This window comes from Fictibacillus fluitans, from assembly GCF_030418125.1.
GTDB classification, from domain to species: domain Bacteria; phylum Bacillota; class Bacilli; order Bacillales; family Fictibacillaceae; genus Fictibacillus_C; species Fictibacillus_C fluitans.
Window position 1 is genome coordinate 99,055 of record NZ_JAUHTR010000006.1, and the last position, 12,374, is coordinate 111,428.

24 protein-coding genes are annotated in these 12,374 nt (G+C 41.7%); all 24 read right to left on the minus strand.

The features are described from left to right. Window positions 1–5: 5 nt before the first annotated feature. The 24 genes from QYB97_RS12625 to QYB97_RS12740 all read right to left on the minus strand — a co-directional run bounded on the left by QYB97_RS12625 (window position 6) and on the right by QYB97_RS12740 (window position 12,371). Window positions 6–1,649, minus strand: a complete 1,644-nt coding sequence (locus QYB97_RS12625) for a terminase TerL endonuclease subunit (RefSeq protein ID WP_301166369.1) — start codon at window positions 1,647–1,649, stop codon at window positions 6–8. Further along, complete coding sequence (locus tag QYB97_RS12630; protein ID WP_356948180.1) at window positions 1,646–1,966, minus strand: P27 family phage terminase small subunit; 321 nt, start codon at window positions 1,964–1,966, stop codon at window positions 1,646–1,648. The genes QYB97_RS12625 and QYB97_RS12630 overlap by 4 nt, the downstream gene beginning before the upstream one ends. 214 nt (window positions 1,967–2,180) lie before the next feature. Further along, entirely contained in the window at window positions 2,181–2,516 is a 336-nt protein-coding gene (locus tag QYB97_RS12635; protein WP_301166370.1) for an HNH endonuclease, read from the minus strand. A gap of 66 nt (window positions 2,517–2,582) precedes the next feature. Further along, on the minus strand, window positions 2,583–2,846 hold the full coding sequence (locus QYB97_RS12640) for a hypothetical protein (RefSeq protein WP_301166371.1): 264 nt from the start codon (window positions 2,844–2,846) through the stop codon (window positions 2,583–2,585). Between the two features lie 353 nt (window positions 2,847–3,199). Next, window positions 3,200–3,748 carry a hypothetical protein gene (locus tag QYB97_RS12645; protein ID WP_301166372.1) on the minus strand — a complete coding sequence of 183 codons (549 nt, stop codon included), beginning with the start codon at window positions 3,746–3,748 and terminating at the stop codon, window positions 3,200–3,202. 1 nt (window position 3,749) lies between these two features. Next, window positions 3,750–4,382 (minus strand): hypothetical protein, encoded by a 633-nt coding sequence (locus QYB97_RS12650; protein ID WP_301166373.1) that lies wholly within the window; start codon window positions 4,380–4,382, stop codon window positions 3,750–3,752. A gap of 54 nt (window positions 4,383–4,436) precedes the next feature. Continuing rightward, window positions 4,437–4,616 carry a hypothetical protein gene (locus QYB97_RS12655; protein ID WP_301166374.1) on the minus strand — a complete coding sequence of 60 codons (180 nt, stop codon included), beginning with the start codon at window positions 4,614–4,616 and terminating at the stop codon, window positions 4,437–4,439. Between the two features lie 382 nt (window positions 4,617–4,998). Then, the gene (locus QYB97_RS12660) at window positions 4,999–5,160 is read right to left on the minus strand and encodes a hypothetical protein (protein ID WP_301166375.1); all 162 of its coding nucleotides are present in this window, start codon (window positions 5,158–5,160) and stop codon (window positions 4,999–5,001) included. A gap of 5 nt (window positions 5,161–5,165) precedes the next feature. Next, window positions 5,166–5,612 carry an ArpU family phage packaging/lysis transcriptional regulator gene (locus QYB97_RS12665; RefSeq protein ID WP_301166376.1) on the minus strand — a complete coding sequence of 149 codons (447 nt, stop codon included), beginning with the start codon at window positions 5,610–5,612 and terminating at the stop codon, window positions 5,166–5,168. A gap of 31 nt (window positions 5,613–5,643) precedes the next feature. Continuing rightward, on the minus strand, window positions 5,644–6,000 hold the full coding sequence (locus QYB97_RS12670) for a hypothetical protein (protein ID WP_301166377.1): 357 nt from the start codon (window positions 5,998–6,000) through the stop codon (window positions 5,644–5,646). Then, the gene (locus QYB97_RS12675; protein ID WP_301166378.1) at window positions 6,000–6,317 is read right to left on the minus strand and encodes a hypothetical protein; all 318 of its coding nucleotides are present in this window, start codon (window positions 6,315–6,317) and stop codon (window positions 6,000–6,002) included. Before QYB97_RS12675 ends, QYB97_RS12670 begins: the two co-directional genes overlap by 1 nt. Next, window positions 6,317–6,967: a hypothetical protein gene (locus tag QYB97_RS12680; protein WP_301166379.1), complete on the minus strand. Its 651-nt coding sequence runs from the start codon at window positions 6,965–6,967 to the stop codon at window positions 6,317–6,319. Before QYB97_RS12680 ends, QYB97_RS12675 begins: the two co-directional genes overlap by 1 nt. A 143-nt stretch (window positions 6,968–7,110) precedes the next feature. Further along, window positions 7,111–7,560 (minus strand): hypothetical protein, encoded by a 450-nt coding sequence (locus tag QYB97_RS12685; RefSeq protein WP_301166380.1) that lies wholly within the window; start codon window positions 7,558–7,560, stop codon window positions 7,111–7,113. Beyond that, on the minus strand, window positions 7,532–7,657 hold the full coding sequence (locus QYB97_RS12690) for a hypothetical protein (RefSeq protein ID WP_301166381.1): 126 nt from the start codon (window positions 7,655–7,657) through the stop codon (window positions 7,532–7,534). Before QYB97_RS12690 ends, QYB97_RS12685 begins: the two co-directional genes overlap by 29 nt. A gap of 15 nt (window positions 7,658–7,672) precedes the next feature. Continuing rightward, on the minus strand, window positions 7,673–7,879 hold the full coding sequence (locus QYB97_RS12695) for a hypothetical protein (RefSeq protein WP_301166382.1): 207 nt from the start codon (window positions 7,877–7,879) through the stop codon (window positions 7,673–7,675). Between the two features lie 74 nt (window positions 7,880–7,953). After that, on the minus strand, window positions 7,954–8,469 hold the full coding sequence (locus QYB97_RS12700) for a hypothetical protein (RefSeq protein ID WP_301166383.1): 516 nt from the start codon (window positions 8,467–8,469) through the stop codon (window positions 7,954–7,956). Window position 8,470: 1 nt separating this feature from the next. Then, entirely contained in the window at window positions 8,471–9,007 is a 537-nt protein-coding gene (locus QYB97_RS12705) for a RuvC family protein (protein ID WP_301166384.1), read from the minus strand. Next, window positions 9,004–9,279 carry a hypothetical protein gene (locus tag QYB97_RS12710; RefSeq protein ID WP_301166385.1) on the minus strand — a complete coding sequence of 92 codons (276 nt, stop codon included), beginning with the start codon at window positions 9,277–9,279 and terminating at the stop codon, window positions 9,004–9,006. Before QYB97_RS12710 ends, QYB97_RS12705 begins: the two co-directional genes overlap by 4 nt. Beyond that, window positions 9,279–9,575, minus strand: coding sequence for a pyrophosphohydrolase domain-containing protein (locus QYB97_RS12715; protein WP_301166386.1), 297 nt, complete (start codon window positions 9,573–9,575; stop codon window positions 9,279–9,281). The genes QYB97_RS12710 and QYB97_RS12715 overlap by 1 nt, the downstream gene beginning before the upstream one ends. After that, entirely contained in the window at window positions 9,572–9,721 is a 150-nt protein-coding gene (fbpA, locus tag QYB97_RS12720) for a Fur-regulated basic protein FbpA (RefSeq protein ID WP_301166387.1), read from the minus strand. The genes QYB97_RS12715 and fbpA overlap by 4 nt, the downstream gene beginning before the upstream one ends. Next, window positions 9,722–9,868, minus strand: coding sequence for a hypothetical protein (locus QYB97_RS12725; protein ID WP_301166388.1), 147 nt, complete (start codon window positions 9,866–9,868; stop codon window positions 9,722–9,724). Window positions 9,869–9,876: 8 nt separating this feature from the next. Then, window positions 9,877–11,175: a replicative DNA helicase gene (gene dnaB, locus QYB97_RS12730; RefSeq protein ID WP_301166389.1), complete on the minus strand. Its 1,299-nt coding sequence runs from the start codon at window positions 11,173–11,175 to the stop codon at window positions 9,877–9,879. Next, window positions 11,147–11,533 carry a replicative helicase loader/inhibitor gene (locus QYB97_RS12735; RefSeq protein ID WP_301166390.1) on the minus strand — a complete coding sequence of 129 codons (387 nt, stop codon included), beginning with the start codon at window positions 11,531–11,533 and terminating at the stop codon, window positions 11,147–11,149. The genes dnaB and QYB97_RS12735 overlap by 29 nt, the downstream gene beginning before the upstream one ends. After that, entirely contained in the window at window positions 11,523–12,371 is an 849-nt protein-coding gene (locus tag QYB97_RS12740) for a DUF4373 domain-containing protein (protein WP_301166391.1), read from the minus strand. The genes QYB97_RS12735 and QYB97_RS12740 overlap by 11 nt, the downstream gene beginning before the upstream one ends. Between the last annotated feature and the right edge of the window lie 3 nt (window positions 12,372–12,374).

Consider the following 12,374-nt stretch of genomic DNA (forward strand, 5'->3'; position numbering starts at 1 on the left):
CGCTGCTAAAATGCGATGCTATCCAGGAAGAAGTCAGCATCATCAACAAGAATCTCATCCGCTTTGAACAGGGAATGAATAAAGGCTTGGAATCCGTCTGTCTTTCTTCTGAACTCATCTTTTTTCAGGTACTCTTTGTTTCCGTCTTTTTTGGTCTTCACCAAAACATTATTGACGTACCATCTCATAAGCGGGTTATCATCAAAGATCACTTTGTGCTTGGCAAACATGGTTTCTACCTTTGGCGCAAGCAGGGAATGGATGGCCCGGGGATTCCTGACAAACTCCAGCTCAAAGCCTTCCGCTTCCAGCGCGGTTCTTACCAGGTCCAGCCTGAAGGTATCAGCAACAATCTTTGTCAGGCCGTATTGTTCCCGCATCTCTACAAACCAGTTAACAATATTTTTCACATCAATGACCGGCTCATCAACGATGGTAAGAAGTCCTTGATGCTCCCATTCTTTCAATTTCGGTGTGATCTTCAATTTGACGGAATCCAAAAAGCCTTGCCTTACAAAAGAATGAGTCTTCCAGACATATTCATCACCGACTTTGAACAAAAGGCCCACTGCAGCAAAGTCCTTGATGCTGGCAAAGTCCAGGCCGCCCACGCACACCCTATGTTTTAAATCCGGGAATGGCCGGTTGGTTGCAAGAATGTCCTTCCAGCTGGCCACACTCTTTCCAAGATCCACTTCAGGCAAGTTCATCCGTTTGGTCATGAACTCCTCGCGGTTGGTTGGGTTGTTCTCCAGCTGCCGATATTGAGCAAGGACTTTTTTATACAAAGACTGTTTTGCGTACAGGCTCATAGGCTTGCTAAACATCGGGTTGGCTTTTTCCCAGTTGCTTTGATCATCCACTTCCTTGGCATCATCCAATTTGCAGATGAAAGGGAAGAGCGGATCATTCAGGTCTTTTCCTTCCAGAATGTTCATGGAGCGCTCAACCAGCTTGTCAAAGAATCCTTCCCGGACATAGCCGTTTGTTCCAATAAAAAATTCCCTAGCATTCGGCACTTTTCCAAGTCCGCTAGAGAATACATTGACTATATTGGATGTTTCATATCTGTGGATTTCATCGTAAATGACACAACCATCCCGCAAACCATCTTTTGAATCCGCGTTTGAAGTGTGGTATTGAATAATGGATCTTGTATCGATGCCCTGAATCTCAACCTTTGTTTTGTGGAAAGAGTCTTCCAGGGTTTCTTTGCCTTCAATGGTGTCATAGATTTCAGTGAAGGACATTTTTGCCTGCTTTTCTGTGTTGGCCACAATGGACACGTTGTATCTCTGGATGCCATGCAGCGGGCTGATGAAGAAGTGAGCCAGGGCAGAAATCAATCCATTCTTACCGGCTCCGCGCCCCATCGTAAAAAAGAACTGTTCATAAAAAACGGAATCATCTTCTTTGTAGAACAAGAAGACAAAACAGATGATGAACTTCTGGAAAGGCTGAAGGGGGAAGTACCATTTTTCAGCAAACCTGATGAAGTTCTCAATTAGTTCCTCATCAAAATAAAGATCATCCCGCGTCAGAATATGTTTCTCTAAATAACGGATTAGAAGCTTCCGCTCTTTATTGAACTTGATCTTTTTCGATTTATATAACTGAATATATTCATCAACGTAATGAACTGATTTCATATAAGATCACTCACATCACGTTTCTTTGTTTTCGGTTTTTCTTCATCCTTGTTTTTATTCCAGCCAAAGGACTTTTCTAAATTCAGCAGGGAAGCACTGATCTTGTTGCGCTCACCGATAAGAGGGTTGGCCTTCGTGAATTTTTGCGATCCGTTTATTGTTTCAACATAGCTGCCTTCTTTATTGATGACCTTATTTATTTTCCGAAAGGCTTTGACTAGTTCAATGTACCGCTCAACCTTTTCGACCTGGACAAAATCAGTGGTATCGATCCGATCCATGAGCTGCTGTTTCAATTGAGTTATATTAACCGCCACGCTCTCCACCCCCCTTATATGAGTTTTTTAAGGCTCTGACTTTGGAAAAACGACCCCTGCCCCGGTCCCCAGCAAAAATATTATTGTCGAATCCTGGGAGGGGGGGTATTCTCAATTTATTTTCCTTCCGAATACTTTTGTATTCAGATGCATTGTTGATTGTTTTTTCTCCTTTTTTATAAAGGAAAAATAAACTCAGAATTGATTCTGTTTGTCACCATCGTTCGTCATCCCAGATGATAGGTTGTTTGTCCTTCCCGAATCCCTTCTCTGGATGCTGCTTGTTGTGACAGCCTAAGCATAAGGTTTCAAGGTTCTCTATCTCGAGAGCAAGTTCAGGATGGTTCTCAATCTCTCTGATATGGTGAACGTTCAGCTCCACACTCTTCTTCTGTCCTTCAACCTTGATGGAATCCACATGGACTTTACCTTCACGCTTGCACTGTTGACATTCATAGTGGTCCCGCTCTAATGCCATGAGCCTTAGCTTCTCCCATGCTGAAGACTTGTAAAAGGTTCTCTTCTGTTCCTTGCTTCTGTACTCAGGCATCACTTACACCTCGGACATTCCTTTGCATTGTAGTTATACTCCTGATTGCATTTAGGACAGCGCTTATTAATCGGCCTCATGATTAATTCCTGAAATAAACATTTCTGTAGGTCTTCTGATCCATCGCTTCAATTCATTCAGTGATGTTTTATTCAAGAACTCTTTTGAGAAGTAATGTGGATCCGTTCCATTTGTTGTGTAGTAAACAAACTGTGGATGATCCTGAAGAGCTGCATCTTCATCAATCATTTCTTTTGTGATTGGTAAAAGCTTTAATTCCTTGACCTTATCTTCCAATGTTAAAAGGGTTTCATCACATGAAAGTTTCATGTTCTTTCCTCCTCTTTTCTTTTTAAATACCTTTACCTTTACCTTTACCTTTACCTTTACCTTTAGGGATTAATGTCAACATTAACCCCCACTCAAAGGGAGTTAATGCAACATTAACTACGCTTGAACGGTCATTAATGCAACATTAACTCTAAAATGATATAAAAGAAGCTCTTCTTCAAAGACGAAAAAGAGCGGGAAAATGAGTGGTTATTTCATTAATGTTGACATAAACCCCCGCTGAACGGGACAAAAGTACGCTTGAACGGTCATTAGTGTGACATTAACTATGCTTCAAAGGACATTAATGCAACATTAACTCTTTCAATAAAAAAAGCACCCTCAAAGGATGCTTAAATCTTCTTTAATTTCTCATATTCTTTTTCTAATGAATCTACAATTTTAGCCATTTCGTCCTGTAGCCGATTAGTCTTTTCAAACCATTCATCCATTTTACCTTTTGCTTGATAAGAGAAGTAATCATCTATAAGTGTGAAATACTTATTAACAATTCGATAAGCCTCTGGACTTACAGAAGTGGATAATTCAGTTGTTCTATCTTCATATTCATCATAAAAATTTTGTACTTTTATTACTAAATCATCATCGGAACCTTTTGACATTGATAATCCTCCACCAAAACAAAGCACTTTATAAACTTTCCAAGCGTTAACTATATCTTTCGGCAACCTGTCATACCGATCTTTTTTAGCTTGGTTGTCTAAAGTCCATTTAACCCCCAATAAAGTAAACGCTCCAGCAAGCAAACTTGATAATGAAGTGATAACTCCAATCCAAACATCCTGATCAAAATGAAATATCTTATTAAAGAGAAAGAGCAGAAAAACCAAATTAACAATAATTAAAAAGAGTAATTGCGTCCAATCCTTAATATCTTTCATATTACTCCAAGCCATCCCCGTTAACTAACGTAACAGATGGTTTGGTGACATGATTACACCTGTCATCTTTTTCTTTTTGTTTTATGATCTCTTTTTCAAGATCCAATTGCGGTTTAATGACATTTAGTAAATCATCATATTTTTTTTGAGTCTTTTCATATTCCTCTTTATAAAAAGCTAAGTTTTTTAAAATGATTTTTACATTTTGATTTGTTTTTGATTCTCCTCTTGATTTAATTAACAAAGCTATTAAAACGCCTCCAATAGAATAAATAGCAGCAGAATTATTAAAATTTTCAACTATCATGAGTTCTTTTTCATTAAGTGGTATGACAGGAATGAAAATAAAAAAGCCAAAACCTGCAAAATAAAATAATGCGGAAATATTTTTAAGATAAATATCCATAAATTTGTTAAACCTTTGAAACTTTTGTTCCACTATAAAAACTGAATTTATAAGACGGTGAGTCGCATCATCAATGTTCGTTATCTCAGCCATCGTAAAACAAAAACCCATTAAAGACACTGCGGCAATATAATTAGGATCCAATTGTACTAGCTTGAAAAAGGTAAATAGTCCTAAAATAATAAACCACCATGCAAAAGAAAATATAAATCTATCGTTACTTTTCATAAAAAAAATCTCCCCTCCGACAACATAATTCGCCAGAAGGAAACAAATTCCTTTTTACTTCTTCCGGATAGCTCCGTTCACTCTTTTATAAGTGTCGCGGTTAACTCCCATCAAGTCCTTTAAATCCCGCTCACTGAACCCCTTGTTTTTCTTTTTACGCTTCTTTTTATCCGGACGTTTGATGTTATTCAACTTTCTTTTCTGTTCAGCAGACAGCCGGTCATAGAGCTTCATGGTAATCAACCCCGATCCTAGACATAAAAAAATAGAGCCTCACCAGCGCCAGCAAATGAGGACTCTCAAAGATAAAGCAACTTAACTACGTTGTAGGTTTACACAATCAACGGCTGATCCAAGTTCTGTTTGAATCAATTGTTGATAATATAAATTTAACAGGGTTTCGACCAAATAAATTAAAGCTTATTGAAAAAATAAATAAAACAATTCGAAAAGATGTTTAAACAGAAATGAAATAAAAAAGCACCTTGATAGGTGCTTTCTCCTTGTTTGTTGGACGTTTAATCAGTTGTGAGTTAATTATCGCGCCGTAAACAAGTACGATATTCATGCTGGGTAAAAGCTTACTGGATGGATATTGACCTCATTCCCCTATGGTTTAACCCTGTTTCACATCTTCTTTCATGTTCTTCCCTTCCTCCCTGGCATGATCCACAATCTCAAGGATCTGCTGAGGAGAAAGGACGATATTCTTTTTGCTTTTCTTCACTTGATCAACAAAGGTTTTGTAATGTCCAGCGCCCTGGAAGTATGGTTTCATTTCTTTTATATCCCCTTTGTAGTAGCAATATTTAAATTCAAAGCCAGCCTATAAAAAGCTTTCCAGCGGATCTTTGCATAAGTAGGATGGCTGATAGGCGGCTGGAACTTGTGACAGTACACATTAAAATCAGTTAAGTATTCCGCTTCTGGACACATGTATCTTTCTTTGATAAGAAACTGTTCCATCTTAGGCAGCCGGTTTACGGCCCTTTCCATCCGATCAATAAACCTTTTTCGCTCCTGCTGCTCATTCACATTATAAATGGCAATATCCCCGGTCTGATCGCTGGTTTCATTGGTTGGGCCATGATTGCGGACTTCGCTGCTGGCTGTGATAGAAGCTTCCCTTTCTTCAAACAGTACGTATTTATAAAGCCTGTACCTTTCAAGAGCGGATTCAACTGCCGCCTGGGTTGCCGCCCTATCCAGTTCAGGAAGTTCAAAAGACATTTGTTTCATCCTCTCCAGCTGCTCCATTCCCTCACCCTTTTCTTTCCGCTTGTGTGTATAGGACTTCAAGTAGGACAGCAACGGTTTCATTCAGATCCAGGACATCACTATGACGCTTGCAAACTGGTATATGAAGCTCAATTCCTTGATGGTTGTATCTCAGTTTTTTTGTGGCCGTTTCCCCGCAAGCTGGGCATTTTTTTAATCCTTTGGTTTTTGGAGTCGAGATTGCAGCGCTGATCTCCATTCCTCTATCAATCCGGTTAGTAATGCATCTGTAGGAAAGGTCAAGCTCTGCAACCCGCTCCATTTGCTCATCGGTAAGCAGCTGGCCATTAAAGCACCAGTTTCTTTTTCTACCGGTCTTCACACCTTTTTTGCGGCCCATCAGAACGGACAATCACCTTCATATTCTCTGATGGCAGCTTCCAGGTCCGCGATCCGCTTATCCTTTTCCTCAACCAGTTGCTCAAGCTTCCTCATGCGATTTCTCATGCCGGTGATGTAATTTGATTGGTCATAGTTCTCAGCCATAGCATGATCAGCCAGCTGGTCACTGGTCCAGCTTTCCGGATTGAAAGGCTCTGGATATTTAACAGCAGCCTTTTCAAGCGTCCTCATCTTGATTTCATCCCTGTAGTCATCCGTTTCTCTGTAGAAAGGATGTTGTAATTGCTTTAAGAGTGGATCCTTTTCAGCAGCCATTAGATATGCACCTTCAAGGCAGATGATATGGCTTTATACCGTTCTTCCAACGTCCGATAATCGCCGTTTATGGCTGCCAAGTTAAAAAGTAATTGATTATTTCGCCTTGTCAGCTCCATGTTCTGTTGATGTAAATTTTGGTTATATTCCGCTGCTGCAGTTGACTTATTTAGTTTCTTTTCAAGCTCTTGCTTTTCAGCATCAGTTTTCAAGAACTGCTCATTGAGCTTGTCATAATCAGTTTGAAGGTCCAGGATGACTTTGCTTTCAGCAAGGCGGGCTTCAGCAAGTTCACCTTTTAGCTTTTCAATAAGATTTTCATATTCAGTCGCTTCTTTCTCAGTGGGAATGTCTTCAATTTCAATTTCAGACAGATCAAGAGGAGCATCAGAGATTGGAGCTTTATTGTTAAGGGTTTTTGTTAGATTTTCCGTCATGGCTTTCAATGCCTCTTTACTAACCGGCTTTGCAACTTGATCAACTGCTTCTTTTACAGAGACATTGTTACCACCAACAAGGCCCCATTCTCTTTTTTTGTTATAGAGAGTCGCTGGAGAAATATCCAGTTCTTTGGCTGCCTCTGAATCATTGGCAACTTTCAACCGCACCTCCTCATATTGCTTTTGTGTGACGTTTTTTTTGTTCATCACGCTTCCTCCTTTTTCTCCATTTCTATATTTTTCAAGTTCTTCATCAGAAAGTTTGTAGGTCTTGACTGAGTTATCAAAAGGCTGGTTTTCTTTATCATCCCGCGGGACAATAGTGCGGCTGTTTTTCCTTTTGTAAAGCCCGCTCATACACCTTTCTTCCTCTCTTCTCCTAATTGATCAAACCATTCACCATTGTCTTGCTCCAGCGCCCTTTTCCTAGTCAGATAGAACAAAAGTTCATCTGCCACTTCTTCGTAATTGGTGGGTATAGAGCTTTTGAGGCTTCCATACATCGCACCAGGCCAGGTCTTTGTGTATTTGAAATCAGGATCAGCATTGTCATAAATGAATGGGTGAACCTTCTCTTTAGGATGAGGCTGCTTGGAAAGAGCGGCATAATTGTTTTTATGCAATTCTTCAAAAGTCCAGCCTTGACGAATCCACTCTTTCACATCCAGCCGGTTCCCAGTGGCGTTTATATTGCCGCCTAACACTTGCACCCAATCAGCAGGATCTTCATTTTGCACTATCCGGAAATCCACAAAGCAGCCTTTGTTGGAAGCTCTATACTTCTTCCCCACTGTCAACTTCAAGCGGCTCACTCTCCTTCTTGAAAAGATCACCATAATGCTCCTCACATAAGCCATGCGCGTATACTTGCTTTTCATTGCATTCCATACACATTTTCATGACTTCTATCCCCTTTTATCGATTTTGAGGCCAGCGCCATTCCCGCGGCCGGTGATGATCACTTTTAACAGTGTTCTGTCTTCTCTTCCAAGAATTAAGGGCCATGTTCACGTTATTGGTAAACCCAGGATCAACAATGTTCGGACCTTTCTGCTTTGGCGTTGCGCGGTATTTCTCCAGCTCCTCCGGTGACAGAAAATAAGTTTTTACTTCGCTTGCCATTTTCTCCCCGCCTTTTTAGTTTTTATAGAACTTCCGCTCCCCCAGATCAGGAGGAGCAGAAGTCATAAGATGCTTTATTCTTTGAAGGCTTCCTCATCATCAATTTCAAAGTCCTCATCATCAACTTCTTCTTCAGGTTCCGGATCCATAACCTCAATTGCTGCTTCACCGTCATCCACGTTCTCAACGTCTTCAAGGCTCAATTGATCCGGGTTTTCTTCGTCTTCTGCATCTTGCTCAAGTTGCCCCTCTTCGTCATAAAACTCATCAATGGAGAGCTGGGAAGGCTGGATCATGATGCCAACATTTCGGCCAGCATACTTATAAAGTGCCTGGGACTTTTTCTCTGAGTCCCCTTTGATCAGGAAGTTCAGGATGGTCTTTTTGGAATCGCGCTGGATGTTCTTAAACTCCGCGGTCACATCTCCAGCCTCACACCCTTTGATGTTGAAGATGACAATGCTGCCAGAAAGGAGAAACAGTTCATTTTCGGATTTTTCGTTTTCAGTACCTTTGATTTCTAGCTTTAGGACCTCTTTCTTGTCATCCTTCTGCATCATCTTAAAGAAAACGTTCATTTCAACTGTCATGCTATTTCGCTCCTTTAGCTTTACGCTTTTTTTTAGTTTTTGGGACAGGGTTTAAAATCGCGTGTAGCACTTCTCTTTGATATTCGTATTTAGCAACTTCACCAGTCCTTAAATGCCTTGCTATTTCTGCAAGAACAAAAGCATCCCGGACATTATCGCTGCTATGTTCAAACCCAAACTTTTTATAAATATGGACAGCAAGTTCATCTTTATTGGTGTTGCCTTTACCGCTTGCGAATTTCTTTAACTGGCTTGGAGCAACTTCAATCCATTTGTGGCCCCGCCTTGCCAAAGCCATCCGGATGCCCCAGCCAATCCCGCCAAGTTGAATCGCTTGTTGTGAAGCAAAGCCAAACCCTTCAATGCAGATGTAATCGTTTGGCTGGATGTGAGCAATAATTTCATCAATCAGAGTGATCATTCGTTTGGGATCCACTGAACCTACACCGGTAAGCTCTTTTTGTCTGAGAACTTCACCTTTAAGCCCTTGAGCCACAAAGCCGGTTTTGGTTGAGGGATCAATCCCTATATCTCTCATTCCGCTTTTTCCTCCCTGGCCTTTTTCATCCGATCAGCAGCAGCTTGCTTTTGCTCTTCAGACATCACCCGGACCTGTTTCATGCTCACTTGCTTTTCGGACAGAGTGCATTTAATAGCTAGTGGCCTTCCCTCTTCCGTTTCTAAGACTGAAATCTCTGTAAGATTAGAGAGTTTTCTAATGTGTTTCGGAACAGTGGAATAAACGCTCCACTTGCCAGTGCTGTTATCAAAAACCATTGTTGTCTCTTGTTCTTCTCGGCTGTACCCCATCAGTATTTTTTGCCTCCATGTTTGTGAGAGCGGTTCTTGTTATAGGCCATTTTATTGATAATGGCTTTTTCCAGGTCAATCCCCCGCGCTCCGCAAAGATCAAAAATTCTGATACATACATCTGCAAGCTCTTCAGCAAAGTTTTCAGCATCGCCTTTCCTGTCTGCTTCCAGTGCCTCGCTCACTTCACTGTGGATCAGCGCCAAGCAAGTGCCGGTTTCAATCGGCTTGTCATGCCAACCTTTCGATTTAGCAGTTTCAAAAGCTTCTTTGCAAAATTCGTTTATAAGATTCATACTCTTACACCCTTTCTATCCAGCGCTCTGGAATATTCAAGTTCTAAATCTGACAAGGTTATTTCCCTGAGAAGTCGGCCATCTCTGGCTTGCCACACGTTCAACTGCTGCAGCTTTTGAATAAGCACTTGCCGCCTTAACTCCATCTATTTGATCCTCCTTAGAAAAGGTTTGTTGTTAGGATCCATTACAAAGGGACTTGGCTGCTCTTCATCCTTGCCCGCTGCCATCAATGCAGCAGCAAAGAATCCAAAACTGAAAGCAACGGATAATCCAACAAGATAAAGCATCATTTTACCTCCTATATGTTCAATTCAGCCTGACGGTCCAGGTCCAAGAATTGACCAAACTCTTTTACAAACAAGCTTTCAACGGTTCCTATCGGGCCGTTTCTTTGTTTAGCAAGGATGATCTCTGTGATGCCTTTAGCTTCCGTATTCTTGTTGTAGTACTCATCCCGGTAAAGGAAGGCAATTACATCCGCGTCCTGCTCAATTGCTCCAGATTCCCTCAGATCGGACATCATCGGTCTTTTATCCTGCCGCTGTTCTACTCCCCGGCTTAACTGTGAAAGCAAGATCACCGGGACTTTAAAAGATCGGGCCATATTCTTTAGCTCTCTGGTCATATGAGCGATGGCCAAGTCATTCCGGTCAAACTTTCCTACAGATGTAATCAGCTGTAAGTAATCAATGATTACGAGGTGTGGCTTTTCCGGATGTTCCTTTTTTGTGGCCCGGACCTTCGCCTTTATGTCAAAGACGGATTGTCCTGGCTCATCATGGATGTTGATGAGATAGTTTTCATAAATAGCAGCCGCTCTGGAAAAGTTCTGATGATCCATTTCGGTGAAATCTCTGTTGGGATTCTTCCACTTGGCCCCATTGATCCGACCAATGGAAGAAAGCATCCTGTGAGTCAGGGACTTATCACTCATTTCCAGAGAGAAGATGTCTGTCACACCTTTTTTATGGCTGTTGTTTAATCCAAAGTTCAAAGCAAGGGCCGTTTTCCCCATCGATGGCCGCGCTGCCAAAATGATTAAATCTCCTTCTTGCCAGCCGCCTGTCATGTCATTTAAATCCTTCAAGCCTGTGGGAATGCCGGTGATGTCCCCTTTTTCTGTGTTTACGTCATCATAGATTTCAAGCAGGATGTCCGTTTTGGATCGCGCCTTTTTGGTTCCGATCTCCATTAAGGATGAAAGCTGGTTATATACTTCAGAAATCTTTTCATCTGTTGGACTGTTTACCAGGCTTGCTGCTACATTCCGGGCCTCTCTCAGCCGGTAAGCCTCCTGGATCAACTGCTGATACATGGTGAAGCTGGCAGTGGATGGAACAGATTCAGCAAGCCTTGAAAGATAACTGACCCCACCTACTTGATCCAATGCACTTCCCAGGGTGGTTGTTACCGTTATAATGTCAACAGTGTCTTCCGCTGCATCGATCTCCCGCATAGCTCTAAAAATCTGTTGATGATTGGATTGTGCAAAATGTTCTGGAATAAGCAGGCATTCTTGAATTAAATCCGATTCCAGTAAGATGGAGCCAAGAACCGCCTGCTCTGCTTCAATGTTTGCCAGTTGAGCGTAATCCACCGTTTAACTCCTTTCTTCGTTTCTCGAGCCGTTTCATCAGGTCAGGAGGCATGAAGTCCTTTGCCGTTTTCTTGTTGCCGCTTTGCTTCTCATGAGCCGCTTGCGCTTCCCATTCTCTTTTTTTCTCCAGAAAGTCATTGGCTGATTTGTCTGCAGCTGCGATCTCTGAGATAGAAGGTGGAAAGGCTCTTGTGTTGATGTGCTGGTTCAAATTCTGTAATACCGGTTTGTAAGGCATGGGAAGAAGATGCTCTGTCCAAAGTTCAATTCTCTTCTCCCCGGCCTTGCCAGTCAGGTCAAACCTTGCATAAGCAGCAGCGATCCTTTGAACAATGTCCAGAGCTTCATTAAACTCCATGACCGCCGCCCCCTATCTGTTGACCATGCTTTTTCGCAAACTGTTCAATCGCGTCAATGCTGCTGCCCTGTCCTGCGGTTGAACCTATTTCTCTAGGATTCTTGTATCCTTTCTTTCTCCAATCGTTCAGCTTGTTATAAACAAACTTCCAGGTCCGTCCGTTTCCTCTAGCAGAGTCCTTGATGGCCTCCTGAATCATTTCAAGCGGATCTTCAAAGCCGAATGTTTCCATCACATCATCAATGTCATCCCTCATCACTTCATTGATGTTTTCCGGTTTAATGATCCTGTTATTAATAAGAAGATCGAACACGTTTGGAGCAGGCTTTTCTTTCTTAGGTTGTTCAGGCATTGGTGTTTTATCGCCGTTCTTAGGATTAAGGTCTTCCGACACAATTTCTTTGTCCAGGTTCATCAAGCGGATCCGTATCCTGCTGTTTCCGATGTGCTGCTCAGGCTTTACAAGAAGGTATTCATCAATATAGACCACCTCTTTGCGCCTTGCTGTTGCCTCCGCATATCGTTCTTGGATGCCTTTGGATGTAAGGATTTCGTACCGTTCCAATAAATCTCTGTTGAAGACTCCCCAGCTGATGCAATCTTCAATGACTTCTTCAATGGTTGATAACTCCATGTTGATTCTGCTGGAAAAGAGCAACTGTTCCTTTGCGGTCCATTCGTAAAAGTAGCCGTTTTTATAAATCTTCATGAACAACTTAACGATGATACTAAAGCCGGTCAGTCCATGCTTTGCCTCTATCAGAGCAACTTTGTCATCCTGATCCATGTCTACATCCAGTGGGAAATACTGCAGCCCCTCTTTCTTTGGCCTTGCCATGAT